21 protein-coding genes are annotated in these 24,240 nt (G+C 71.2%); 11 read left to right on the top strand and 10 right to left on the bottom strand.

Annotated features, from left to right (window positions below; translation table 11 throughout):
• The 3 genes from cydB to cydC all read left to right on the top strand — a co-directional run bounded on the left by cydB (position 1) and on the right by cydC (position 4,600).
• Positions 1-996, top strand: coding sequence for a cytochrome d ubiquinol oxidase subunit II (cydB, locus tag AB0E94_RS38395; protein WP_360336701.1), 996 nt, complete (start codon positions 1-3; stop codon positions 994-996).
• Between the two features lie 293 nt (positions 997-1,289).
• Positions 1,290-2,933, top strand: coding sequence for a thiol reductant ABC exporter subunit CydD (gene cydD / locus AB0E94_RS38390; RefSeq protein ID WP_360336699.1), 1,644 nt, complete (start codon positions 1,290-1,292; stop codon positions 2,931-2,933).
• Positions 2,930-4,600 carry a thiol reductant ABC exporter subunit CydC gene (gene cydC / locus AB0E94_RS38385; RefSeq protein WP_360336697.1) on the top strand — a complete coding sequence of 557 codons (1,671 nt, stop codon included), beginning with the start codon at positions 2,930-2,932 and terminating at the stop codon, positions 4,598-4,600. The genes cydD and cydC overlap by 4 nt, the downstream gene beginning before the upstream one ends.
• Here the strand turns inward: cydC and AB0E94_RS38380 are convergent.
• Positions 4,545-6,479 carry an ATP-binding protein gene (locus AB0E94_RS38380; RefSeq protein WP_360336695.1) on the bottom strand — a complete coding sequence of 645 codons (1,935 nt, stop codon included), beginning with the start codon at positions 6,477-6,479 and terminating at the stop codon, positions 4,545-4,547. The two genes, cydC and AB0E94_RS38380, sit on opposite strands and share 56 nt — an antisense overlap.
• 351 nt (positions 6,480-6,830) lie before the next feature.
• Here AB0E94_RS38380 and AB0E94_RS38375 point away from each other — a divergent pair, with 351 nt between their 5' ends.
• Both AB0E94_RS38375 and AB0E94_RS38370 read left to right on the top strand, forming a co-directional pair.
• On the top strand, positions 6,831-7,469 hold the full coding sequence (locus AB0E94_RS38375) for a DUF6230 family protein (protein WP_360336693.1): 639 nt from the start codon (positions 6,831-6,833) through the stop codon (positions 7,467-7,469).
• 71 nt (positions 7,470-7,540) lie between these two features.
• The gene (locus AB0E94_RS38370) at positions 7,541-8,899 is read left to right on the top strand and encodes a DUF6114 domain-containing protein (protein WP_360336691.1); all 1,359 of its coding nucleotides are present in this window, start codon (positions 7,541-7,543) and stop codon (positions 8,897-8,899) included.
• Here the strand turns inward: AB0E94_RS38370 and AB0E94_RS38365 are convergent.
• Positions 8,896-10,368, bottom strand: a complete 1,473-nt coding sequence (locus tag AB0E94_RS38365; protein WP_360336689.1) for a GGDEF domain-containing protein — start codon at positions 10,366-10,368, stop codon at positions 8,896-8,898. The genes AB0E94_RS38370 and AB0E94_RS38365 overlap by 4 nt on opposite strands.
• 154 nt (positions 10,369-10,522) lie before the next feature.
• Between AB0E94_RS38365 and AB0E94_RS38360 the strand changes: the two genes are divergently transcribed.
• The 4 genes from AB0E94_RS38360 (at position 10,523) to AB0E94_RS38345 (ending at position 14,112) form a co-directional block, all read left to right on the top strand.
• A complete protein-coding gene (locus AB0E94_RS38360) occupies positions 10,523-10,792 on the top strand; it encodes a DUF2277 domain-containing protein (protein ID WP_360336687.1) in 270 nt (89 codons plus the stop codon).
• A 211-nt stretch (positions 10,793-11,003) separates the two neighbouring features.
• On the top strand, positions 11,004-11,456 hold the full coding sequence (locus AB0E94_RS38355; protein ID WP_360336685.1) for a hypothetical protein: 453 nt from the start codon (positions 11,004-11,006) through the stop codon (positions 11,454-11,456).
• Between the two features lie 58 nt (positions 11,457-11,514).
• Positions 11,515-12,738: a putative acyl-CoA thioester hydrolase gene (locus tag AB0E94_RS38350; protein WP_360336683.1), complete on the top strand. Its 1,224-nt coding sequence runs from the start codon at positions 11,515-11,517 to the stop codon at positions 12,736-12,738.
• A 69-nt stretch (positions 12,739-12,807) separates the two neighbouring features.
• A complete protein-coding gene (locus AB0E94_RS38345) occupies positions 12,808-14,112 on the top strand; it encodes a right-handed parallel beta-helix repeat-containing protein (RefSeq protein ID WP_360336681.1) in 1,305 nt (434 codons plus the stop codon).
• 75 nt (positions 14,113-14,187) lie between these two features.
• Here the strand turns inward: AB0E94_RS38345 and AB0E94_RS38340 are convergent, their stop codons facing one another.
• On the bottom strand, positions 14,188-16,143 hold the full coding sequence (locus AB0E94_RS38340) for a translation factor GTPase family protein (protein ID WP_360336679.1): 1,956 nt from the start codon (positions 16,141-16,143) through the stop codon (positions 14,188-14,190).
• A gap of 172 nt (positions 16,144-16,315) precedes the next feature.
• Here AB0E94_RS38340 and AB0E94_RS38335 point away from each other — a divergent pair, with 172 nt between their 5' ends.
• Positions 16,316-16,735, top strand: coding sequence for a hypothetical protein (locus AB0E94_RS38335; protein WP_360336677.1), 420 nt, complete (start codon positions 16,316-16,318; stop codon positions 16,733-16,735).
• Between the two features lie 3 nt (positions 16,736-16,738).
• Here AB0E94_RS38335 and AB0E94_RS38330 read toward each other — a convergent pair whose 3' ends face one another.
• Both AB0E94_RS38330 and AB0E94_RS38325 read right to left on the bottom strand, forming a co-directional pair.
• Positions 16,739-17,545, bottom strand: coding sequence for a tyrosinase family protein (locus tag AB0E94_RS38330; protein ID WP_360336675.1), 807 nt, complete (start codon positions 17,543-17,545; stop codon positions 16,739-16,741).
• A gap of 24 nt (positions 17,546-17,569) precedes the next feature.
• Positions 17,570-18,049: a tyrosinase family oxidase copper chaperone gene (locus AB0E94_RS38325; protein WP_360336673.1), complete on the bottom strand. Its 480-nt coding sequence runs from the start codon at positions 18,047-18,049 to the stop codon at positions 17,570-17,572.
• A 199-nt stretch (positions 18,050-18,248) separates the two neighbouring features.
• Here AB0E94_RS38325 and AB0E94_RS38320 point away from each other — a divergent pair, with 199 nt between their 5' ends.
• The gene (locus AB0E94_RS38320) at positions 18,249-18,713 is read left to right on the top strand and encodes a tyrosinase family oxidase copper chaperone (RefSeq protein ID WP_360336671.1); all 465 of its coding nucleotides are present in this window, start codon (positions 18,249-18,251) and stop codon (positions 18,711-18,713) included.
• Between the two features lie 4 nt (positions 18,714-18,717).
• On the opposite strand, the gene murJ is transcribed toward AB0E94_RS38320, so the two are convergent.
• From murJ to AB0E94_RS38295, 5 genes are all read right to left on the bottom strand, one after another.
• Positions 18,718-20,274 (bottom strand): murein biosynthesis integral membrane protein MurJ, encoded by a 1,557-nt coding sequence (gene murJ / locus AB0E94_RS38315; RefSeq protein ID WP_360336713.1) that lies wholly within the window; start codon positions 20,272-20,274, stop codon positions 18,718-18,720.
• A 67-nt stretch (positions 20,275-20,341) separates the two neighbouring features.
• A complete protein-coding gene (locus AB0E94_RS38310) occupies positions 20,342-21,232 on the bottom strand; it encodes a hypothetical protein (protein ID WP_360336669.1) in 891 nt (296 codons plus the stop codon).
• Between the two features lie 110 nt (positions 21,233-21,342).
• Positions 21,343-22,155 carry a CPBP family intramembrane glutamic endopeptidase gene (locus AB0E94_RS38305; RefSeq protein WP_360336667.1) on the bottom strand — a complete coding sequence of 271 codons (813 nt, stop codon included), beginning with the start codon at positions 22,153-22,155 and terminating at the stop codon, positions 21,343-21,345.
• 78 nt (positions 22,156-22,233) lie between these two features.
• Complete coding sequence (locus AB0E94_RS38300) at positions 22,234-22,890, bottom strand: response regulator transcription factor (RefSeq protein WP_360336665.1); 657 nt, start codon at positions 22,888-22,890, stop codon at positions 22,234-22,236.
• Positions 22,887-24,056 carry a histidine kinase gene (locus tag AB0E94_RS38295; RefSeq protein ID WP_360336664.1) on the bottom strand — a complete coding sequence of 390 codons (1,170 nt, stop codon included), beginning with the start codon at positions 24,054-24,056 and terminating at the stop codon, positions 22,887-22,889. Before AB0E94_RS38295 ends, AB0E94_RS38300 begins: the two co-directional genes overlap by 4 nt.
• Between the last annotated feature and the right edge of the window lie 184 nt (positions 24,057-24,240).

Below are 24,240 nucleotides of genomic sequence, written 5' to 3'. Positions count from 1 at the left end.
ATGGAACTCACCACTGTCTGGTTCATTCTGATCGGCGTCCTCTGGGCCGGGTACTTCCTGCTGGAGGGCTTCGACTTCGGCGTCGGCATCCTGCTGCCGGTCCTCGGCCGCGACGACAGGTCCCGCCGGCTCGCGATCAACACCATCGGCCCGGTCTGGGACGCCAACGAGGTGTGGGTGCTCGTCGCCGGCGGCGCCACGTTCGCGGCGTTCCCCGAGTGGTACGCCACCCTGTTCTCCGGGTTCTTCCTGCCGCTGCTGCTCATCCTGGTCGCGCTGATCGTCCGCGGGCTCGCCTTCGAATACCGCGGCAAACGCTCGTCGGCGGCCTGGAAACGCGGCTGGGACCTGGCGATCTTCTGGGGCAGCCTGATCCCGGCGATCCTCTGGGGCGTCGCCTTCGCCAACATCCTGCGCGGGGTACCGCTCGATTCCCAGCACGAGTACGTGGGCGGATTCTTCAACCTGCTCAACCCGTACGCGCTGCTCGGTGGACTGACCACGCTCGCCCTGTTCACCCTGCACGGCGCCGTGTTCCTCGCTTTGAAGACCGACGGCCCGATGCGTACGGAGGCCGGCCGGCTCGCCGCACGACTGGCCCTCGTGGCCGTCCCGATCGCGGCCGCGTTCCTGATCTGGACCGGCGCCGACAACCTGGACGGGGCCGGCATCGCGCTGTCGGTGCTGGCCGCGCTGGCCCTGATCGGCGCGGTGCTGTCGACCCGGTCCCGGCGGGAGGGCTGGGCGTTCACGGCGACCGGGGCGACGATCGTGCTCGCGGTGGCGGCCCTGTTCGTGACGCTGTTCCCCAACGTGATGCCGTCAACAATTGACGTGACGAACAACTTGACCGTCAACAATGCATCGTCGACACCGTACACATTGACTGTCATGACGTGGGTGGCGGCCGCGTTCACCCCGATCGTGCTGGTCTACCAGGGCTGGACCTACTGGGTGTTCCGCAAGCGCCTCAAGCTCAGCGACATCCCTACCTGACCCCACCCCGCCAGCCGTCGCCCACGGCGGGAATGCCCACGCCGTGACCGCGCTGAGCGACGGCCGAGACCACCAGCCGTCGCCCACCGCGGTAATCAGACCGCCAATACCGCGCTCAGCGACGGCTGGGACCACCAGCCGTCGCCCACGGCGGGAATACGGACTCCAATACCGCGGTGAGCGACGGCTGGCGGGCTTGGGCTCGCCTGCGGCGCCCATCACCGCAGGCGAGACGAAGCAACGAGTCCCCGCCTTGTTCGTGCGTAAACGGTTCGTCACCCGGAAGGACATCGATGAAGCCACTGGACCCCCGCCTGCTCGGTCATGCCCGGGCGACCCGGGTCTACCTGGTTGCGACAGTCGCGCTCGGAGTCGTCCACGCCGGGCTGCTCGTCGCCCAGGCCACGCTGCTCGCCGACGCGATCACCGCGGTCTTCCTGGACGGCGCGGCGATCACCGCGGTCCGGGCCGCCGGCATCCCGTCGGTCGTCGTGCTGGCGTTCGTCGTGGCCGCCCGATCCGCGGTGGCGTGGCTTCAGGAGGTGGTCTCGGCCCGGTCCGCGGCCTCGGTGAAGAGCCAGCTCCGCGGCCGGCTGCTCGCCCACATCGCCGCGCAGGGACCGGGCGGGAGCAGGGCGGCCGGGGAGGTTGCGGCGCTTGCCGGGGACGGGCTTGATGCGCTGGACGCCTACTTCGCCCGGTATCTGCCTCAGCTCGTCCTGGCGGTGCTGGTCCCGGGGCTGCTGCTGGCCCGGCTGCTGCCCGCCGACCTGATGGCCACGGTCACCATCGTGGTCACGTTGCCGCTGATTCCGGTGTTCATGGCGCTCGTCGGGATGCACACCGAGGTGCAGAACCGGCGGCAGTTCCGGCTGCTGGCGCGGCTCTCCCACCACTTCCTCGACGTGGTCGCCGGGCTGCCGACGCTGAAACTGTTCGGGCGGGCGCGCGCCCAGGCCGGGATCATCCGGCGGATCAGCGACGACCAGCGGCGGCACACCATGCGCACGTTGCGGACCGCGTTCCTGTCGTCGCTGGTCCTGGAACTGCTGGCGACCCTCTCGGTGGCGCTCGTCGCGGTCGGGGTCGGGCTGCGCCTGGCGCACGGGGACCTCGGCCTGTCCACCGCGCTGCTCGTGCTGATCCTGGCGCCCGAGGCGTACCGGCCGTTGCGTGAGGTCGGCGCCAACTATCACGCCAGCGCGGCGGGGCTGGCCGCGGCCGAGGATGTGTTCGCGATCCTGGAGACACCGCTGCCGGCCGGCGGGACGGTCGCGCCACGGGCCGGGGACATCGTGTTCGACCAGGTCGAGGTGCGGTTTCCCGCGCGGGCCGGTGCGGCGCTGCGACTCGACGCGACGATCCGGGCCGGTGAGGTCGTGGCGTTCACCGGGCCGTCCGGCTGCGGGAAATCGACAGCTCTCGCGGTACTGCTGGGCTTCGTCACTCCCTCAGCGGGAACAGTGAGCGCGGACGGCGTACCGCTGAAGGATCTTGATCTTGCGGCTTGGCGCCGCCAGATCGCCTGGGTGCCGCAACGTCCGCATCTGTTTGCTTCTTCGGTGTACGAGAACATCGCGCTGACCGGAAATGCCGATGGCCCGGAGGTCGTCGCGGCGGCCCGGGAAGCCGGCGCGGACGAGTTCGTCAGGGAGTTGCCGGAGTCCTACGCGACAGTGCTCGGCGACTCCGGCGCCGGGTTGTCGGCCGGGCAGCGGCAGCGCATTGCGCTGGCCCGGGCGTTTCTGCGGGATGCTCCGATCGTGTTGCTCGACGAGCCGACCGCCAACCTGGACACCGGAACCGCCGCCGGGGTGATGGACGCGATCCGTCGTCTGGCCCGCGGCCGTACCGTGATCATCGCGGCCCACCGTCCGGAATTGATCGCTCTGGCGGACCGTTCGATCGACCTGACCGACGCGCTGGTGCCGGCATGAGCACGTTCCGGCTGCTGAGGCCGGCCGCCGGTCGGCTCGGTCTCGCGCTGCTCGCCGGGGCCGGGGCGGCCGGCGCCGCGGTGGCGCTGACCGCGGTGTCGGCGTGGCTGATCTCGCGGGCCGCGCTGCAGCCGCCGGTGCTGCATCTGATGGTGGCGATCGTCACGGTCCGGGCGTGCGGGCTGAGCCGGGGCGTGCTGCGGTATCTGGAGCGGCTGTTCGGGCACGACGCGGCGTTCCGGATCCTCGCCGACGTGCGGGTGCGGCTGTTCGAACGTCTGGAACTCCTGGCCCCGGCCGGTCTCGCCGACTTCCGGCGGGCGGATCTGGCCCGGCGGCTCGCGTCGGACGTCGACGCGGTCCTCGATCTGATCACCCGGGTGGTGCTGCCCTACGCGGTGGCGGTGGTCGTCGGGCTCGGGTCGGTGCTGGTGGTGGGCGCGCTGGCGCCGGCCGCCGGACTGGTTCTGGCGCTGGCGCTGCTGGTCGCCGGGGCGGGGGTGCCGTTGCTCCAGCGGGCGGCGGCGCGGCGGGCCGACGGGCGGCTGGCGCCGCTGCGCGGCGATCTGCACCACGGCGTCGTCGATCTGCTGCACGGTCTGCCCGATCTGATCGCGTACGGCGCCGCCCGCGACCGTCTCGACCGGCTCGCCGTGGTCGATGCCCGGCTGACCGCGGCGTCACGCCGTTCGGCCGCGACGGCCGGGGTGGGCGCCGCGGTCACCGCCCTCGCCGGCGGGATGTCGGTGCTGGCCGGGCTGGTCGCGGGAGGCTTCGCGGTGCGGTCCGGGGATCTGCACGGCGAGTTGCTGGCGCTGGTGGTGCTGACTCCGCTGGCGGTGTTCGAGATCGCCGGCCCGCTGCCGGTGGCCGCGCAGCACCATGCGGCGGCTCGCGCGTCGCTGCGCCGGCTCGCCGAGATCTGGACCGCGCCCGACCCACTGGGCCCGGCACCCCGGCCGGCCCTCACCGCTGCCCCGGCACAACGGTCACAACCAGCCGTGCCGGAGATCCGGGTGGAAGGGGTCACCGCCGGGTGGGCCGACGGACGAACCGCGGTCAGCGGGGTTGATCTGGTGCTGCCGGCCGGCGGGCGGGTGGCGCTGACCGGGCCGAGCGGGTCCGGCAAGAGCACGGTCGCCGCGCTGCTCGTGCGGTTCCTGGATCCGCGGGCCGGGCGGATCACGATGGACGGCGTCGACCTGCGGGACATTCCGGCCGACCGGGTGCGGGAGGTGGTCGGGTATCTACCGGAGGACGCCTACCTGTTCGACACCACGATCGCCGCCAACCTGCGGATCGCCCGCCCCGGCGCGACCGACGCCCGGCTGCGCGAGGCGCTGGCCGCAGCCCGGCTGCTGGACTGGGCCGGCACCCTGCCGGACGGCCTGGAGACCCTCGTCGGCGAGCACGGGATGGCCCTGTCCGGCGGGCAACGGCGCCGCCTGGCGCTGGCCCGGCTGCTGCTCAGCGACGCCCGGGTGCTGATCCTCGACGAGCCGACCGAGCACCTGGACGAAGCCATGGCCGCGGCCCTGACGCGTGATCTGCTGGCGGCGGCCGGGGAGCGTACCGTCCTGTTGATCACGCACCGCACCGGCCTGGACGGGTTCAGACGTGTGCCGGTGACCGTGACCCGGCCGGCGCCGGGCAGGCCGGCAGGGTGAGCGTGAACGTGCTGCCGCGCCCGACGACCGACTGCACGGCGACGGTTCCGTTGTGGTCGCGGACGATGTCCCGGACGATGGCGAGCCCCAGTCCGGGGCCCTGGACGGCCTGGTCCATCGCGTTCCCGGCCCGGTGGAACGGGGTGAACAGGCCCGGCACGTCCTCGGCCGGGATGCCGATGCCGGTGTCGGTGACGGCGACCGAGACGGAACGGGAGTCGGCGGTCAGACGGCACTCGACACGGCCGCCGTCCGGGGTGAACTTGATGGCGTTCTCGACGAGCTTGCGCAGGGCCCGTTGGAGCTGGGTGCGGTCTCCCCGTACCCAACTCTGCTCTGCTTCGAAGGTGACCGTGAGGTCCTTGGCCCGGGCCGCGTTGGCGAGTTCGGCCCGCACCAGGTGGGCGAGGGCGGCCAGGTCGAGGGCCTCGGTGAGCGAGGGTGTGCCCTGGTCCGGCCGGTCGAGCAGGACCAGGTCGCCGATGGTGTCGTGCAGGCGGTGGGCGTTGCGCAGGATGGCGTTGAGCGCACGCTGCTGAAGGGTGGTGAGCGCGCCGCCGTCCTCGTCGGTGATCATCTCGGTGTAGCCGAGGATGCTGGTCAGCGGGGTGCGCAGCTCGTGCGTGACGGTCTGGATGAAGACGTCCTTGCGCTGGTCGAGCATCCGCAGCTCGGTGATCAGGCGGGCCTGTTTGTCCTGGAGGCTGAGCTGGCGCAGCACCCGTTCGATCTCCCGGATCACGCCGGCGAGCAGGCGCTGTTCGCCCTCGGTCCAGACCGGCGAGCCGGGGCGATGGGCGCGGAGGTAGCCGGGCGCGCAGTCGGCGTCGCCGCCGATGCCGAGCCAGACGCTGCCGTCGGGGCGGACCCGCAGGTAGCCGGGTTTGCCGGCGAGCATCTCGGCGACCTGATCGGCGGGCGCGTCGGCGGCCTCGGCAGGCCAGCGGGCGTGCACGGCCCCGGAGCCGGGCAGGGCCATCTCGCTGTGCACGGCGACCGCGCCGACGGCGACCGCGATGAGTTCGGCGATCCGGCGGCCGGTGGCGGCCGGGTCGGTCAGGTCCTGCATCTCGGTGGCGACGGCCTGCCGCAGGCCGGCCCGCGCGGCGCGGGCCTGTTCGGCGGCGAGAAGGGTCTCGGTCTGCGCGGCGAGATCATTGAGGGCTTCCACGACGGTACGCAACTCCTCCGCCCCGACAGGTTCGGCCCGTGCCGAGCGGTCGCCTTCGGCGAGGCGGCGGATGGTCATGCCCAGGCGGCCGAGCGGGACGAGCAGTTCCCGCCGTCCGGTGCGGGCCACCGACACCCCGATGATCATGATGGCGGTGACCAGGATCGCGGTGGCCAGGTCGAGGGCGTATCGGGACGAGGCCGCGGCCGAGATCGCGCTCTGGTGCTCCCGTTCGACGGCGGCGTCGACCGCGGCGTTGACCTCGCGGAACTCGTCGAACATCTCCTTGCCGCGGACGGCCCCGCCGGGGTCCCGGTCGGGTGAGCCGGCGGCGACGATCGACGCGGCGTACTCGTCGAGCCAGGCGTGGACCGCCTCGCGTTCCCGGCCGAGCAGTTGTTCGGCGTCGGCGCCGCGGACGTGGCGGCCGAGCTCGTCGAGGGCGGCGAGGGCGGAGGTCCAGCCCTTCTCGTACGGCTCGAGGAAGATCGGCTCGCCGGTGAGCAGGAAGCCACGGACCCCGGTCTCGGCGTCGGTCATCCGCTGGAGGACCTGGTCGTTGGCGATTTCGGCCCGGCCGGCCCGGTCGGTCGCCCGGTCGTGCTGGGCGCGCAGCCGCGAGCCGAGGCCGAACTGCACCAGCAACAGGACCCCGAAGAGTATGAGCAGGGCGAGGAAGCCGACGTTGAGGCGGCGCTGCACGCTCATCGGCGGCGGTCCTCGCGGGCGGTCATGCTTCTCCGATCGGCAGGTCGGTGCCGTGACCTAAGTCTCCTCCAGCGCAATTCACTTCGTTATCCATCCGCAATAAACCAGGCCTTGCGTACCCCGGGTAACGGGTAACTCGCCAGCCTCGATCCTAATGTCGGAAATTTCGGACACCGGGATGTCGGAGATCACCGTGAGTCATGTTGATCTTGTGAGCTGGGTTACTGACCGGTAAATCAAGCCCTTGTAGTCGCGGCCCGGTAGCGGCAACATTTCCCGCACATTACGACCGCGACCATCGATGTGCCTCGCTGCGCAAGTCGCCGGTCCAACCATCCATGAGGAGGTTCCGTGGCGGATGGCGAAAGCGCTCCGGCGGACGGGCGCACCAACTGGCGCCGGTTCGCCGTGGCGGTCGGCGTGCCGACGGTGGTCGCGGGCGGACTCGTCCTGGCCCTCGCCGAGGGCGCGCTGGCAGCGAACTTCACCGTCTCCGGCAAGCAGTTCAAGCTGTCCGCGGACAAGCTGGTGGGCAACGGCTTCACCCAGTACAGCGGCGAGCTGCCGACCGCCGACAAGGAGAACTACCCGGACGGCAAGATCCCGGCGGCGATGTCCGGCATCCGCAGCGCCGACCTGTGGGGCCTCTGCCAGTCGGTCGCGGTCGGCCCGGTGACCCTGCGTATCGAGGCCGGCGATGATCCCGAGCACCCGGTGCACGCCGACGACCTGCTGATCGGCATGTCCACCCTCGGCGGCGACGCCACCTTCGAGGAGATCCAGATCGGCCTGGACGGCTCCACCCTCAGCCAGGACGGCGCCGACAGCCACGGAGCGCCGCTCTCCTTCGGCCAGCAGGCCAAGAAGGTGACCATCAACGGCCTGCGCCAGGAGGCGTACTACACCTCCGCTTCCACGTTCACCCTCAACGGCATGAGCCTCAAGCTGCACATCGGCGGCTCGCACGAGTGCTACTACGACGAGGACTGACATCGTTCCACCGGGCTCGCGGGGCATCTCTCCGCGAGCCCGTCGTTCTTCAGGTGACTGGGAGGCTCGGCGTGGCGACGGAAGACATCCGGGGCAGGTTCCGGCGGTGGCGGCGGGGCCGGCCGTACTGGGGCGGGTTCTTCCTCGTGCTGTCCGGGCTGGAGATGTTCGCCAGCGCGAACATGGAACTGGACAACATCCAGATCCACATCGGGCCACAGGGCTTCTACTCGTACCTCCTGCCGGTCATGATGATCGCCGCCGGGGCCCTGACCTGGTTCTCCCCGGCGCAGCGCCTGTTCTACGGGATCATCGGCATCATCACCGCGCTGTACTCGTTCATCGGTCTCAACCTGGGCGGCTGGATCGCCGGCATGATGATCGGCATCGTCGGCGGCGCGCTGGTGATCGCCTGGGGCCCGCCTCGGGCAGTTTTGGCGGAACGGCCCACTCAGGAGATCGACCCGGTCGGCGGCGAGCCGCCGACCGGCGCGCACCGCAAGGCGCTGCTCATCGTCGCGCCGCTGCTGCTGGCGGCCAGCGTGATGGTCGCCGGGAACCGGCCCGCCCAGGCCGCCGACTGCCCGGCGGGCCTGCCGTCGCGCAAGGCCTCCCCGAGCGCCGCCGCGTCCGCCGCGAAGGTCAAGCCGAAACCTGCCGCCACGAAGACGAAGACGGCCGCCCCGGCCGTCTCGGCGTCCGCTTCGGCAAGCCCGTCGGCGTCACCCACCGAGACCGGCAGCGGCAACCCGGTGCTGGACGGCATCAACGACTTCTGGAACGGCGTCGGCGACTTCCTCGGCATCGGCGGCGAGGAGGAGGCCGAACCCGCGCCCTCGGCCAGCGTCGAACCGAGCGCCGTTCCCTCGGCGACGGCCGCCTCACCCACCCCGGCGCCCTCCGCCACGTCGGCCACGCCCAGCGCGGCCACGTCCGCGAGCGCGAGCGCCACGCCGGAGGAGATCCCCTGCCTGGGCGCCCGGCAGATGAACGTGCTGGCCGACGAGGGCGGCATCCCGCGGGCCGGGGCGAAGCCGGGGGTGGTCAAGGCCGCGTCGATCACCATGTACAACTCGTCGTACGACGGGGTGGCCGATGTGCCGACCGGTGACGGCGTGATCAAGGCGCTGAAATTCACCATGGACAAGGTGGTGAACAAGCCGTTCAGCCTCACCATCGACGAGCCCGGCGACGCGGTCACCGTGATCGAGAGCGGTGAGCTGGTCCTCGACGGCAACGTCCAGTTCTACAGCCCCACCTTCAAGGGCAAGCTGTTCGGGCTGATCCCGGTCACGTTCACGCCGGAGCAGCCGCCGCCGCTGACCCTGCCGGTGCTCTGGTTCACCGACGTGACCCTGGACCTGGCCTACGTCAGCTCCGACGTGCTGACCGCGAAGCCGCTCGACATCGAGGAGACCCGGGTCAGCTAGGCTGAGGCCGGCCAGGCCCCGTCGGTCTCGTGACGGCGGATCGTGCCCTTGCCGGCGGCCTTCGCGGCGTACATCGCGGTGTCGGCGTGCCGCAGCAGGACCGCCAGCTCGCCGGCCCGGGTGGTGGCCAGGCCGATGCTGCCGCCGACCGTGACGTCGTGGCCGTGCACCCGGATCGGCTCGGCGATCCGGGCCAGCAGCCGCCCGGCCACCTGCTCGACCGGCGGTGAGCCGGGGTCGGCCAGCAGGATCGCGAACTCGTCGCCGCCGATCCGGCTGACCAGGTCGGCGGCGCGCAGCTCGGCGGTCAGCCGGCGGGCCACCACGACCAGCACGTCGTCGCCGGCCGCGTGCCCGAACGTGTCGTTGACCGGCTTGAACCCGTCCAGGTCGAGGATCATCGCGGTCAGCTCGCCGCAGCCGGCGGCCAGCACCGCGGTCGCCCGCTCCTCGAACGCGGCCCGGTTGAGCAGCCCGGTCAGGCCGTCGTGGTGCGCCTGGTGTTCGAGGGTGTCCCGCTGGTCCTGGAGCACCACCGCCATCCGGCCGATCGTGATCAGGGTCATGAACTGGCGCAGCAGCACCAGCGAGAAGGTGGCCAGCAGGGTCCACACCAGCACCGGGTCGAGCCGGCCGGCGCGCGCCTGCAACGAGCCGCCGACCGCCACCGCGCAGACCACCGGCGCGTAGGGCAGCAGCGCCCAGGGCCGGAAGATCAGCGTGTCCAGGCCGCCGTCGCCGGGACGGGACGCGGCGAGCCGGCTGGAGACCCCCATCACCCACGCGGCCAGCACGAATCCGGCGCCGACGCCGTTGGCGTACCAGGCCGCGCCGTCCAGCCCGTTGCGCAGGCCGCCGATCAGCGTCAGGGCCTGGAGCAGCGCCGCCGTGGCGAGCAGCTGCTGGGCGCTGGCGCCGTGCCCGGGATCGGCGCCGGAGAGTGTGACGAGCGCGAGCGCCGCGGCGAACACCAGCAGACCGACCAGCACCACCATGTTGGTCCACGCGCCGCTGCGGCTGCCGGTGCTGGCGAACACGAACGTCCAGGCCAGCGCGAAGACGGCGCCGAAGACCGCGGCCACGTCGAGGGCCCGGCGGGCTGCCGCGATGCCACGCAGGCGCGGCGAGGCGAGGATCAGCGCCACGGGTACGAACGCCGCCGCGGCCGTGGAGAGCAGGCTGCCCGGCTGGGCCAGCACCGGCAGCACGGTCACCGAGAGCAGGAGCAGCACGTTGCTGAACGACCAGATCGCGCAGGCGATGGCCCCGCACCCGAAGGCGAGCCGGATCCGCCGGGAGTTGCCGTCGTCACCCATCCGCCGCCGGTAGAAGAACGCCGCGTAACCACTCGCTGCCGCGACGACCACGTCGGAGAGGGCGTAGCCGCCGTTCACCGGCAGCAGCGGATGGATGCCCTGAACCACCAGCGCGAAGGCGGCACCCACCGCCAAGGCTGTCCGCAACCGCATGCCCACCCCGGTCTTCCCAGCATCGCGGCGACTCGATCGAGAAGCGAGTATGGCACGCGAAGATCCCCGGGCGCCGGGGTTCGGGCGAGGACGAACCGGCCCGGCGGCCTAGGCTTGACGGCGTCCACGAGCTGTGACCGAAGGGAACCGAACCGTGTGCCGGAGCATCCACCAGCTGCACAACTTCGAGCCGCCGGCGACGCCTGACGAGGTGCACGCCGCAGCCCTCCAGTACGTCCGGAAGATCGCCGGGACGACCCGCCCGTCGCAGGCCAACCAGGCCGCCTTCGACCAGGCCGTCGAGGCGGTCCGGGCGGCCACCGCGGAGCTGCTGGCCGCCCTGGTGACCAGCGCCCCGCCGCGTGACCGTGAGGTGGAGGCGGCGAAGGCCCGGGCCCGCGCGGAGCGCCGTTACGCCTCCTGACGGCGGCCGCGGAGTCTACTCCCGGCCACCGGCGGGGGTGGCCGAACACCTGCCGGAGCACGGAGGTGAAACCGAACGACCGATGGCGTCGGCCATTCGTACGAGGACCGCCTGATTTCGTGAACGGCGGTTTTTCCGGGCCGTGATGATTGGTTCGCAAATGCATGAGCACCGCAATTGTCGAACCGTTTCACGACCGAAGGAGAATCGCATGAACACCTCGTACACCGGTTTCCCGTCATTCCGGGTGCTGGCCGCGTCCGTGCTGGCCACGGCGGCTGCGACGGTCGGCCTGGCAGCTCCGGCGCAGGCCGATCCACGTGTCTACACGACCACCGTGACAATTGAGAACCAGACCTCGGAGCTATTCGAACTGGTTTCCCAGTCGACGTCCGAGGGCGTGATCGACGAATACCTCAAGTCGAAGCTGCCGGCGTACCGGTCGGACTGGCTGAAGGCGTCGGCCGACGTCGACCAGGGCGGCACCAAGGGCAAGGTCAAGTACACAGCCGAGAACGGCGGCTACGTGATCGTCACCTGGAACGGGCCGTACGACGAGACCGCCGAGTACGACTGTCACGTGCCGGACGGCCTGACCTGCACCTGGGACGCCAACGACGACTACGAGGCCGAGGTGACCTTCACGATCACCCCGGACGAGTGACCCATCGACACACTTCACAGTACGATCCTCCAGGAAAGCGCATTCCTGGAGGTCGACGATGCACATCCTCGCGGCTGTTGCCGCCCTGACACTGGCCCTCCCGGCTACCCCCGGGACGGCCTCGCCACAGCTCCCGCCGGGCACGACAGCCCGCCCTGTCCTGTCCGCCGGGGAGGCCTCGCCGTACGTGCCGGAGAACTATCTGGGTTTCTCCGGCACGTACGCCGCCCCGGTCGCCGACCCCTGGCGGCCCGCCCCGATCCGCACCCCGCACCGCCCCGATCTCGTGGTCGGCCCGCACGGCTTCGCCACCGTGCAGGACGCGGTGAACGCCGCCTACCGGGCCGGCGGAACCGCCCGCCGCTGGATCGCGATCCGGCCCGGCACGTACACCGGCACCGTTCTCATCCCGGCCGGCACGCCCCCGCTGACCGTCTACGGAACCGGCCGGGCCGAGGACGTCCGGCTCGAGTTCACCATCGACGCCACGGTCACCCCGGCCCAGTGGGCGGCCCAGGTCAACCCGGACGGCAGGTACGCCGAGGGCGACCCGGCCTGGCCGATGTACCAGTCGTGCGCCACCAAGACCAGCGCCACCGCCGGGCTGTGCGCGACCGTCGTGTGGGCACAGAGCACCGACCTGCAACTGAAGAACCTGACGATCACCAACACCCTGCTGGACACCGTCGACCGGGGCACCCATCAGGCGCTCGCGTTGCGGACCGACGCCGACCGTACCCAATTGGAGGGGTTGCGGCTGATCAGCCGCCAGGACACCCTGCTCGCCAACGCCGACGACGTGAACCGGATCGCCCGGGTGTCGGTGCGCGACACCTACGTCGAGGGTGACACCGACTTCGTCTTCGGCCGGGCCGCCGCGGTCTTCACCCATTGCACGTTCCGGCTCGTCTCCAGCCGCAAGGCGTCCGGCGGTGTGATCTTCGCCCCCAACACGCATCCGGCGTACCCGTACGGCTTCCTGGTCACCCGCTCCCGGATCGTCGCCGACGACGGGTATCAGGCCGCGCCCACCGGACGCCTCGGCCGGGCCTGGGACCGGGGCGCGAGCGCCACCGGATACCTGCCCGGCAGCACCCCCAACGGGCAGCTGGTGATCCGCGACAGCCACCTCGGCGCCGGTTTCGACACGGCTGCGCCGTGGGCGCCGGCGGCCACCACCGCCCGGCCGTTCTCCGCCTTGATCGAAATCGGGCGCAACCTTTCCGACGTGAATCACAACCGTCTGTGGGAGTACGCCAACCACGGCCCCTCCGCCGTCTGACCCCCGTCCCCCATCCCCCGTTCGTTCCCCGGAAAAGTGAGCATCCCCGTGAGAGCACGAAAAGTCTTGATGATCGCCCTGCTGGCAGTGATCCCCGTCGCTGCCGCCGGCGGTCTCGCCGCCACCAGCTGGGCGGCCGGCAGCGTCTGGTACGTCTCCCCCACCGGCAGTGACACCGCGGCCGGCAGCCAGGCCGCCCCGTTCAAGTCGATCGCCCGCGCGCAGACCGCCGCCACCGCCGGCGACACCGTCTACCTGCGCGCCGGCACCTATGCCTACACCACCGCCACCACCAGCTGCGCCAGCCAGACCTCGGTGGTGGACGCGATCACGCTGAACAAGAGCGGCACCTCGGGCAGCCCGATCAACTACTGGAACTACCCCGGCGAAAAGGTGCTCTTCGACTTCACCGGGATGACCAGCAACTGCCGGATCAAGGGCTTCGACGTGACCGGCAGCTACCTGCACCTGCGGGGCCTGGAGATCAAGGGCGTGCCGCAGAACAACAGCCTCAACCACGAGTCGTGGGGCGTGTGGATCTCCGGCAGCTCCAACACGTTCGAGAAGCTGAACACGCACCACATCATGGGTCCCGGCGTGTTCATCGCCAGCGGCAGCAACAACCTGGTGCTCAACTCCGACTCGCACGACAACTACGACCCGTACAGCTCCAACGGCGCCGGTGAGAACGCCGACGGGTTCGGCGCGCACGTCGGGGCGGGCCGGGCCGGGAACGTGTTCCGGGGCTGCCGGGCCTGGTGGAACACCGACGACGGGTTCGACCTGATCAACGCGTACTCCTCGGTGACCATCGAGAACTCGTGGGCGTGGCGCAACGGGTACCTGCCGCAGACCACCACGGCGGCCGGCAACGGCGCGGGCTTCAAAGCCGGCGGGTACGGCGGGGTGTACGTGTCGAACGGGGTCAAGCACACGGTGCGCACCTCGGTGGCGTTCCTGAACCGGGGGCCGGGCTTCTACAGCAACCACCACCCGGTCGCCAACGACTACTTCAACAACACCGCGTACAGCAACGGCATCGGCTTCAACATGCTGGGCATCAACTCCAGCGGCGCGGCGGTCGGGCTCGGGACCCTGCGCAACAACATCGCGTACGGCGGGACACTGACGGCCAACCTGAGCGGCACGAGCGCGTCGAACAACTCGTGGAACCTCGGCGTCACCATGTCGGACAGCCAGTTCCAGAGCGTCTCGACGTCCGGCTGGAACGTGTCCCGGCAGTCCGACGGCAGCCTGCCGGTGCTGACCTCGCTGCACCTGGCCTCCGGAAGCACCCTGATCAACAAGGGCGTGAACGTGGGCCTGCCCTACAACGGGTCAGCACCGGACGTCGGCGCGTTCGAAACGTCCTGACCGTCGCAGACCGCCGGCCGTCGCTCAGCGTGGTAATGCGAGCGACATTCCATCGCTCAGCGACGGCCGGCGGTCTCAGCGGGGGACGGCGCGGAACCACTCGGTGCGGTCGGCGGGGTCGGGGCCTCGCCGGCGCATCAGTGGCGGGTCCTCGCCGGTGACCGGGGCGTAATGGTCGAACCGGGCGGTCAGCACCGCCTCGCCGCCGGTCAGGTCGGGCAGGGCGGCCACCACCTGCGGCACCCGCGACGACGGCAGGATCCCGCTCACCTCGAGGTATCCGCCGGCCGTCGCGGTGTCCCGGATGACCGCCCCGGCCCGGCCGAGCAGCGCCGTCACCACGTCGGCGACCTCGTGCGGCAGGTTCACGTCGAACCGCTCGACCGGATGGCACACCCGGGTCCGGGCGGTCCGCAGCGCCGACGCCACCACGACCGGCGCCAGATGCCGGAAGTCGCCGGCCACACTGGAGATCGACTTGTCGAACTTCTGGTGCGGCCGGCTCTGCCGCGGGCAGTACTGCGACGACGTCATGGTGACCACGCAGTCGGTGACCGGCCAGCCGTGCGGCCCCTGCCGCAGCGCCGCCCGCACCCCCTCCTCGGTGGCCGCGATGAACGCCGGGGGCAGCCGGCCGGGCTCGATGCCGGGCCGGAACTCGACACCGTGACCGGCCGGGGCGGCCTCGATCCGCAGACCGATCCCAGCCAGGTACGGGTTCCCCCGCTCCCGGATCCGCTCCTGCGCCGACCCGGCACCGGACACCCGCTCGATGCAGGCGGTGAGCGTGCCGGAGAACCGCACCGCCACCCCGTACCGATCGTGCAGCAGCGCCGCGATGACCTCCTTCTGCACCTCGCCGTGCAGCCTGATCACCGCCTGTTCCTGCTGCTCGTCGAGCCGCAGGTCGACCAGCGGGTCCTCGTCGGCGAGCTCGGTCAGCCCGGCGAACAGGGCCAGCCGCCGGGCCGGGTCGACCGGCTCGACCAGGGCCTGCCGGGTCGGCGGCGGGAACCGGTAGAGCCGCCGCCGGGGTGGCTCTCCGACGTGCTGGCCGATCCGGGCGGACAGGCCGCGCACCGCGGCGATCTGCCCGGCCGCCGCCGACTGGCGCACCAGCACACCGTCCGGTTCGCTGACCGCGATCTGGGTGACGGTCTGCGGCCGCGTCCCGCCGAGATCCACCCGATCGCGTACGCTCAGCCGCCCCGACCACAACCGCACCCACGCGCGCCGGCCGTGGTCGTCGCGGTCGACGGCGAAGACCGTGCCGGCCAGCGGACCGTCCCGCTCGTCACTGCGCGGCAGCAGGCCGGACAGGATGTGCCGCAACTGGGGCACTCCGGCGCCGGTGATCGCCGAGCCGCACACCACCGGGCTGAGCCGGCCGTCGCGGACCGCCCGCCGGACGGCGCGGCGCACGTCACGGGCCCGGACCGGCTCGCCGGCCAGCCACTTCTCCGCGATCCGGTCGTCGCCCTCGGCCACCGCCGCCACCACCGGCTCGGCGTCGAGCGGCTCCGCCCGTACCGTAGCGAAGGGGTTGCCCTGGTCTTTGACCCTGGTGAGAGTGACCGGGGCGGTGGCCAGCCGGCGGCGGATCTGGGCGGTCACCCGGTCCACGTCGGCGCCGCGCCGGTCCACCTTGTTGACGAAGAAGAGGGTGGGCACGCCGATCCGGCGCAGCGCCCGCCAGATGGCGACGGTCTGCGGCTGGACACCCTCCACCGCGGACACCACGAGAACCGCGGCGTCGAGCACGGCCAGGGACCGCTCGACCTCGGCGATGAAATCCGGGTGGCCGGGGGTGTCGAGCAGGTTGACGGTCAGGTCACCGAGGCTGATCGAGGTGACCGCGGCCCGGATGGTGATGCCGCGCCGCCGTTCGAGCTCCATCGAGTCGGTGCGGGTGGTGCCGTCGTCGACGCTTCCGGGACGGGACACCGCCCCGGCCTCGAACAGCAGGCGCTCGGTCAGGCTGGTCTTGCCGGCGTCAACATGGGCGACGATCCCGAGGTTCAACAATGCCAAAGCAGAACTCCACGGTAGGACGGTAAGGGGTCCGGAGCGTGGAAGCTGCTCGCATCGGTCTCTCCTCGTCTCGTGGGGACTGCTCGGCACCACCCTGGCACGGCTGTCACGGCGCCGCCACCGATTTCGTATCCGGCCACTCCGGCACCCCGGCGGGCCTAGCCTGAGGGGCATGTCGTACGTCGCCGCCCGTGACGGCCGCAAGAACCGCAGCGCCGCCACCCGGGCCCCCGCCGTCCCTGACCGGATCGACGACCTGCACGGACACAGCGTCGGTGTGCTCGAGGTGCCGCATCACATGGCCTGCGGGCATGCCAGCCGCCGTCAGTACGAGCTCGAGGACCCGGCCCAGGTCCGGCACGCCTACGAGCAGGTCCTGTGCGAGGCCGCGAACTGCGGTGAGGTGGAGGACCTGATCAACCCGGCCGTGCTCCGCCGGGTGTGGCGTGACCTGCACCTGCCGGCCCGGGTCCGCGCCGCCTGGGAGACCCGGCACCCGGGTCTCCAACGCCGCACCGTGAACCGGTCCCCGGCCATCGCCGAGGCCGCTGCCGGGGGCGGCTTCGCACGCCGCCGCCGGGCAGTGGCCTGAGCGTCACTGGTAGCTGTAGCCCAGGGCGCCGATGTCGCGGACCACGGACGGGGTACGCCCGTTCGCGAACGGCCGCATCGTCTCGTTGTTGTCGACGACACCAGCCGTGGAGCCGGTCCGCGGCTGGTAGGTGTCGGGGCCGTTGCTGTTCTGCCACAGCCACCACAGCCTGTCGATGTTGCAGTGGTGCAGCCAGAACGCGGGATCGTTGGGCGCCTCCCGGGTGGCCATGTGCCCGCCGACGTAGTTGTGCACCCGGTTGTGCAGCAGGATCTCGCTGCGGTTGCGGTAGCTGTTGGACACCGTCGCGTCCCAGGGCGACTGGTCGTACACCTGGTAGCTCTGGACGTTGTTCACCGTCGCGGCGGTGGGCCGGCTCGCGTTGACGCCGACCCGCCGCTGGAGGAAGTTGGTCTGGATGCTGCTGCGGTACAGCGACCAGCCCCACGACGGGCTGAAGTTGCCGCTGGTGACGCTGCCGTTGGTGATCGCGCCGAGGAAGTCGGCGGAGAACGGGTGGGCGGTGCCGGTCCAGTCCCAGTAGGGGATGAAGACGTTCGGGTTGCCGCTCACCGTCTGCAGGTCGAGTTCCAGCAATCGCAGGTATTCACGGTGCCATGGGAAGAACGACGGCGACTGGTGGGCGTGACTGATGTCGTCCGCGGTCCGGGCGAAATAGAGCACGTGCTGGTCGATGTACCAGTTGTAGTTGCGCCCGTTCGCCGACGTCGTCTTGAACTGGCGCAGCGCATTGATGAATGCGGTCCCCTCCGCCACGGTGATCGCGGTGATGTTCTTGCGTACTGCCATGTTCAGTCGCCTTTCCTTCGATCGTCAGTGCGCGTGGTCTTGCGCGGCGGCGTCGGCCAGCTCGAAGTCGCCGAGGATGTCCACGACCTTCTTCGCCAGCTTGCGCAGCCCGTCGCGGTTGCGACTGTCGTCGATCTCGACCGGGTCGTAATGGTTCAGGGCGCTGATCCAGCCCACCCCGACGTACGGCGGCGACCCGTCGGCCGGCACGAACAGGGTCTTGATCTCGGTCAGGGCGAGTCGCCGGTTGTTGATCATCAGCTCCTTGCGGCCCCGGAGGTTGTGCAGGCCGCGGATCTTCTTGCCCTTGAAGAGCTCGTCGAAGTCGCGCGGGTCGAGCAGGTTCGTGAGGTCCTTGACGCCACCCGGCAGGTTCCTCTTGTCGCCGGGGCCCGGTGGCGGGTCGGCGCTCGCCAGCTCCTGGCCGGCGATCACGGCCGTGGCCGCGGTCACCGCTCCGGCCGCGCCGTAGCGCAGGACGTCGCGACGGTTCGTCTTCGCCATGCGGAATCCTCATCCTCGAATGGACGGAACTTGTCGGTAGACCTAATCAACCGGATTCCCGAGAATTCGTGTCGCCATGGTCACCGAAAGGACTAAAACGACTGCCGGGCGGCGATCACGCTCGTTATCCGGGAGTACGGTCGCGGATAACGCGCCCATTCCGGTAAAGGTCGACGAAAGTGATCCGAGAATGAATTCCATGCACCACGACAAACGAACGGCGAAGCGCCCGGGATACGCCGCGCGGGGAATCGCCCTGCTCGCCGTGGCGGTCGGGCTGGCCACCACGGCGGGGACCGTGTGGGCGGGCACCGGGCCGGATGTGGACCCGGTTCCGGCGCCCTCGGCGTCGATCAAGCCGGTCGCCGCCAAGCCCGGGTTCTACGAGACCTACCGTGGGCACCACATCATGGGGTGGGGTGCGAACGAGAAAGCCTGCGCGTACATCGACGGGGTGCCGCTGGTGCTTTACCCGAGCGGGGACGGTCAGTACACCAGCAATCTGGCTGCCTTCGAACTGAAGTCCAGTGTCCGGGCGATCACCAGGGCGTCGGTCAAGACGCTCGGCAAGCTCCCCCCGGCGGTGCCGTCCGACGCGCCGGCGCACTGCCCGGCCCTCGTTGTACGAAAGCCGGCGAAGCCGGTGCCCGCCCCCAAGAAGTAGGCGGTCACCAGGTGCGCAGGCCGGGCAGCGCCAGGTTCAGCAGGTGCCGCAGTTCGGCCAGGCGCATCAGCCGTCCGGCGGCGAGATATCCGGCGGCCCCCGCGAACACGGCCCCGGCCAGGGTGCACAGCGCGCCGGCCCAGGTCGCCGCGTCGACGGCCCAGACGACGAGGCCGGCGCATCCGGCGCCGGCCGCCGTCGCCACCAGAACCCGCACATGGGTACGGACCAGACGCCGCCCGTCGAGATACCCGAGCCGGCGGCGCAGCACCAGGGCCGTCACGTTCAGCCCGACGGTGTAGGCGAGCGCGTACGCCATCGGGATGCCGATCACGATGTCCTCGCCCGGCAGCAGCCACCCGGCGGCCGCGCACCCGGCCACTCCGACCGCCGCCACCAGCGCGGTGATCAGCGCGGACGTCCTGGTGTCCTGGAGCGCGTACAGGCCCCGCTGGAGAATCATGTAACTGGTGAACGGCACCAGCGTCAGCCCGAACCCGGCGAGCACCAGCCCGAGCACCCGGACGGTCGCCGCGCTGCTGTTGCCGTGCGCGAACAGCACCGTCGCGATGTGCGGCCCGAGCAGCAGGAACGCGGCGGCGATCGGGGCCATCACGACGAGCGCGGTGCGGACCGCCCGGGACAGGCCGGTGGTCACCCGCTGCCGTTCGCCACGGGCGGCATATTGGCTCAGGCGCGGCAGGATGGCGGTCATCACCGACACGGCAATGACCGCATACGGTACGAGGTAGACGGCGCTCGCGTTCTGATAGGCGGTCACCCCGCCCGGCCCGGCCCAGGACGCGGCCCGGGTCGCCGCAGCGGTGAGCGTCTGCGAGGCCACCACCGCGAGCAGCACCCACGCCCCGAGCTTCCCGATCCGCCGGATCCCGATCCCCCGCGGGTCGAGCCGCAGCCGCACCGGGAACCCGCTACGGGCCAGCGCCCACAGCACCAGAATCGTCTGCGCCACCACCCCGGCGGTGGTGCCCAGCCCGAGCAGCAGCAGATGCCCGGTGCTCAGCCCGGCGCCGGCGACCGCGCTGCCGGCCACCGACAGGTAGGTCAGCCCCACCGCGATCACGATGACGCTGTTGCAGAGCGGCGCCCACGCCCCGGCCGCGAACCGGCCCCGGATGTTGAGGATCGCCCCTGTGGTGGCGCTCAGCCCGTAGAACAGGATCTGCGGCAGGAAGAACCGGCTGAACACGATCGCCAGATCCCGCTGTTCGGCGGTGAACCCGGGCGCGTACAGGTCGATCAGCCACGGCGCGGCGACGATCGCGAGGATCGTGACGGCGCTCAGCACGTACACGATCAGCGACAGCAGCCGCTGCGCGTAGAGCACCCCGCCGTCCGGTTCGGTGAGGCTCGCCCGGGTCAGCAGCGGCACCACGATGCTGGCCATGGTGCCCCCGACGACCAGCTCGTACACGGCGTTCGGCAGGGTGTTCGCCACGTTGTAGGTGTCGAGCAGCCGGGTGCCGAGCCCGAGCGCGGCGGCCAGCACCAGAATCCGCAGGAACCCGCCGACCCGCGAGGCCAGCGTGGCCACCGCCATCCGCTGCCCGGCCCGCCCGATCGAAGATCCGTCACTCACGTGACCTGCATACCGTCTGGGGCACGCCTCAGGCGAATTTGCCCTCGGCCACGTTCGGGTCGAGGGGGACGTTCGCGAACGGGTCGGCGCCCCGGAGGCCGGTCGTGGTCGGGACGAAGGTGAACTGGACCATGCCCCGGGTGGTGCCCTCCGGCGGGATGCCGGCCCGGTGCAGGCAGCGGGTGGTGTTGCAGAACGCGCTGTGCCCGGCCGGCACGTCGAAGTAGTGGGCGCTGCGCGGGTCGTCCATCAGGCGGCGGGCCGGGCCGACGGCGTGGCCGTTGTCGATGAAACCGGTGCGCATGATGCGTCGGGTGTTCGGGACGTCGTGGAAACGGAACGCCCCGTTCTCCGGGGTGACGCCGTCGCTGATCTGCACGAACAGCTTCAGCGTGGTGGTCGGGTGCTGGTCGCAGTGCCACTGGTTGCCGTAGTGGTGGTAGCGCTGCTCGTCGAGCGGGATGTGCCCGATCCGCCACATTCGCACGTGCTGGATCTGCCAGGCCCCGGCGTAGAAGGCGTCGAGCACTCCGAGGGCGCCGGGGGTCAGCAGCTCCCGCATCTCCGGCACGTGGCGCAGCGGGTCCTTGACGTAACGCACCACGTGCCGGATGCGGCGGCCCATGTCGACCGTCGCGGCCGGGTCGTCGATCACGTTGTCGTAGCCGGCCTGGACGGCCCGCAGCGCCGAGGGGTCGGCCGGGGCGTCCAGGAGCGCGTATCCGAGGGTGTCGATCTGGTCGGCCAGGCGCTGCGTCTCGACGTCGACCGGGGCCGGCCGCTGGCTGCGCAGGTCCCGGAGGGTCCGCTGCTGGCCGCGGTTGTTGCTGGCCCACGCGTCGTTGCCGTAGACCATCCGGGCGGGCATCGCCGCCATGGACTGCCCGGCGTAAACCACACGGCTCCGGATCGCCACCACTGCGCTGTCCCTTCTGGCCTTGATCAAAGGAGAGTGACCATAGCCGCTCTCGATGCCCGAGGGAAGCCCGCAGCTCAGTGGAGCGGGCAGGCCTGAAGAACAGGGGCCGTTCAGACGGTCGCGCGGGTCCGGAAGGCGGACCGGCGGCGGGCCAGGCGCAGCAGGTAGGCGGAGGCGAGCAGGCTGGCCAGCACGGCGAAGATGCTGGCCTCCGGCCCGAAGTCGCCGCCGGTCAGCACGGCCGGCCCGTCGAAGACGCCACGCAGCAGGCCGAGCGTGGAGCTGTCGGCGCCGGAGACCGGGACACCGAAGATGCCGCCTTCGGCGAAGTTCCAGCCCAGGTGCAGGCCGATCGGCAGCCACAGGGCACGGGTGGCCACGTAGGCGAGGCCGGCCATCAGCCCGGCCGCGACGATCGCCAGCGCGCCGCCGATCGCGGCCGGGTCGTTGATCAGGTGCAGCAGGCCGAACAGGGTGGCCGAGACGGCGAGGGCCGGCCAGGTTCCGGCGCGTTCCTCGATCTGGCGGAACAGGATGCCGCGGAACAGCACCTCCTCGACGGTGGCGACGCCCACCATCAGGCCGAAGATCGAGAGCATTCCGCTGAACGAGCCCCACCCGTCGATCCCGAACCCGCCGAAGATCGCGATGGCCAGCACGGTCGCCGTGAACAGGCCGATGCCGGCGAGCGTCCCCCGGGCCAGGGTCCGGAGCCGCCCGGCGCGCGGCAGGTCCGCCGGCTCCTTGCGCTCGATGCGGCGGGTGGTCAGGGCGTACAGCCACAGGGTGGCCGCGGCGGCGGCGAAGCCCGCGGCGAGCAACCGGATCGCGCTGCCGGACAGCGCGTTGAGGACCGTCACCACCAGCGCGTCGACGGCGATGAAGATCAGCAGGAGGAGAAGCGGACGACCAAGAGCCTTCATGGGTACGACGCTAGGCAGCATCGCATCGAAGATCATCGCCCCGTGGTGGGCACCCGGGGTAGCTCTCCCGGGGGATGGTCAGGTCACCAGGCCGGTTCGGTGGGCCAGGATGACCGCCTGCACCCGGTCGCGCAGCGAGAGCTTGGTCAGGATCCGGGAGACGTACGTCTTGACGGTCTCGTGGCTGATCACCAGCGCCCCGGCGATCTCCGAGTTGGACAGGCCCTCGGCGATCAGCCGGAACACCTCGACCTCCCGGGCGGTCAGCACCGCCAGCCGATCGTCCTGCCCGGCGGTGGCTGGCCGGACCCGATCACCGAACCGCCCGACCAGCGCACGCGTCACGGCCGGCGCCAGGAGCGCCTCGCCCCGCGACACGGTCCGGATGCCGTCGATCAGCTCGGCCGGTTGCGCGTCCTTGAGCAGAAAGCCACTGGCCCCGGCCCGCAACGCCTCGTAGACGTAGCTGTCCAGGTTGAACGTGGTCACCACGAGGATCTTCATCGGTTCGGCGACGTCCGGGCCGGCCAGCCGACGGGTGGCCTCGATGCCGTCGAGCAGCGGCATCCGGATGTCCATCACCACGACGTCGGGGCGCAGCCGCAGCGCCTCCCGCACGGCGGCCGCACCGTCGGAGGCCTCCCCCACCACCTCCAGGTCGGGCTGGAGTCCGAAAACGGTCACGAAACCGGCGCGGATGAGCGCCTGGTCGTCGCAGACCAGCACGCGGATCACGCCACACCGCCGATCGTTTCTCCTGACAGGCTCGCGCCCGCGCCCGCCTCAGCCCGGACCAGGGGAAGCCAGACCCGTACCGAAAAATCGCCGTCCGGACCACCGCCCGCGTCGAACGTCCCGCCGAAGATCTTGATTCGTTCGCGCAGGCCGGTCAGGCCGCGCCCGGCGCAGGCCTCGCCGCGCGCCGACCCGGCGGTGACCACCTCGATCGCGGTCCCGTCGACGGCGTGCCGGACCAGCACCCGGGTCGGGCGGCCACGCGCGTGTTTGACCGCGTTGGTCAGCCCCTCCTGCACGACCCGGTGCACGGCGAGCCCGAGGCCGCCGTCCGGCCCGGGCCCGCCCTCCTCGGCGAATTCGACCGGCTGACCGGCGCGGCGTATCCGGTCCACCAGGTCGGCGAGGCGGCTTTCGGTGGTCTCCACCGGTTCCAGACCCTTTTCGAGTACGCCCAGAAGCACCCGGAGTTCGCTGAGCGCCTCCCGCCCGGACCGGCTCACCGCGGCGACCGCCTCGACGGCCCGGTCCGGTTGCGGCCCGACCAGGAAACCGGCCGTGTCGGACTGCACGACCATGGCGGTCACGTGGTGGGTGACGACGTCGTGCAACTCCCGGGCGATGCGGGCGCGCTCGGCGGTGATCGCGGCGCCGACGCTCTCCTGACGGCGCCGACGCTCCTCGGCCTGCCGGGCCCGCACCCACGATCCGGCGGCCCAGCACGCGGCGAGCACCGCTCCGAAGGTGACGAAGTCGATCACCCGCTCAGCCGCGCCGCGCTGGTGCAGGGCCACCGCGAGCGCGGCGTAACCGGCGGTCGCGGCGGCGGCGATCGCCCGGCGGTGGCCCTGCTGGTGGGCGCCCGCGCTGTACAGGGCGACCAGCAGCGCGAGCCCGGTCACGGTCGGCGGGTATCCGGCGAGCTGGTGCGTGGCGAACGCCGCGGCGACGATCGCCAGGCTGAGGGCGGGCCGGCGGCGGCGCGGGATCAGGGCGAGCGCCTGGATCAGCAGCAGGGCGAGGCTGATCCGGTCGGCCGGGCGCAGGTGCAGCTCGCCGATCTCCAGGCCGAGCTCGGCGACCCCCGGCACGAAAGCCGCGACGATCAGCAGGGCCGCGCCGGCGGCGTCCCGGAGCATCGGGTCCAGAGCTCTCCACCAGCGCATCCGCGGATCCTAGCCCGCCGCCCGGAAACGCCTTGCGGCCGAACCGGGGATCGACCGCCGACTAATTAATGGAGACTTAAGGAAGGAATCTCGAAAAACTGTTATTGAAAGGCGTTACGGCGGCCACCAGCACCGCCCTGACCTGGGGAAATGAATTTTTTCTTGACGTATTGAACCGCCTGTG

The organism is Actinoplanes sp. NPDC026670, assembly GCF_040638175.1.
Classification (GTDB): Bacteria; Actinomycetota; Actinomycetes; order Mycobacteriales; family Micromonosporaceae; genus Actinoplanes.
The sequence above is the reverse complement of the archived record's forward strand: the minus strand, read 5'-3'. Positions and strand labels throughout refer to the sequence as shown.

Excerpts from the sequence above, each read along its gene's own strand:
- cydB (WP_360336701.1), top strand. The coding sequence starts at position 1 with ATGGAACTCACCACTGTCTGGTTCATTCTGATCGGCGTCCTCTGGGCC.
- cydD (WP_360336699.1), top strand. The coding sequence starts at position 1,290 with ATGAAGCCACTGGACCCCCGCCTGCTCGGTCATGCCCGGGCGACCCGG.
- cydC (WP_360336697.1), top strand. The coding sequence starts at position 2,930 with ATGAGCACGTTCCGGCTGCTGAGGCCGGCCGCCGGTCGGCTCGGTCTC.
- AB0E94_RS38380 (WP_360336695.1), bottom strand. The coding sequence starts at position 6,479 with ATGAGCGTGCAGCGCCGCCTCAACGTCGGCTTCCTCGCCCTGCTCATA.
- AB0E94_RS38365 (WP_360336689.1), bottom strand. The coding sequence starts at position 10,368 with ATGCGGTTGCGGACAGCCTTGGCGGTGGGTGCCGCCTTCGCGCTGGTG.
- AB0E94_RS38355 (WP_360336685.1), top strand. The coding sequence starts at position 11,004 with ATGAACACCTCGTACACCGGTTTCCCGTCATTCCGGGTGCTGGCCGCG.
- AB0E94_RS38350 (WP_360336683.1), top strand. The coding sequence starts at position 11,515 with ATGCACATCCTCGCGGCTGTTGCCGCCCTGACACTGGCCCTCCCGGCT.
- AB0E94_RS38345 (WP_360336681.1), top strand. The coding sequence starts at position 12,808 with ATGATCGCCCTGCTGGCAGTGATCCCCGTCGCTGCCGCCGGCGGTCTC.
- AB0E94_RS38335 (WP_360336677.1), top strand. The coding sequence starts at position 16,316 with ATGTCGTACGTCGCCGCCCGTGACGGCCGCAAGAACCGCAGCGCCGCC.
- AB0E94_RS38330 (WP_360336675.1), bottom strand. The coding sequence starts at position 17,545 with ATGGCAGTACGCAAGAACATCACCGCGATCACCGTGGCGGAGGGGACC.
- AB0E94_RS38325 (WP_360336673.1), bottom strand. The coding sequence starts at position 18,049 with ATGGCGAAGACGAACCGTCGCGACGTCCTGCGCTACGGCGCGGCCGGA.
- AB0E94_RS38320 (WP_360336671.1), top strand. The coding sequence starts at position 18,249 with ATGCACCACGACAAACGAACGGCGAAGCGCCCGGGATACGCCGCGCGG.
- murJ (WP_360336713.1), bottom strand. The coding sequence starts at position 20,274 with ATGGCGGTGGCCACGCTGGCCTCGCGGGTCGGCGGGTTCCTGCGGATT.
- AB0E94_RS38305 (WP_360336667.1), bottom strand. The coding sequence starts at position 22,155 with ATGAAGGCTCTTGGTCGTCCGCTTCTCCTCCTGCTGATCTTCATCGCC.
- AB0E94_RS38295 (WP_360336664.1), bottom strand. The coding sequence starts at position 24,056 with ATGCGCTGGTGGAGAGCTCTGGACCCGATGCTCCGGGACGCCGCCGGC.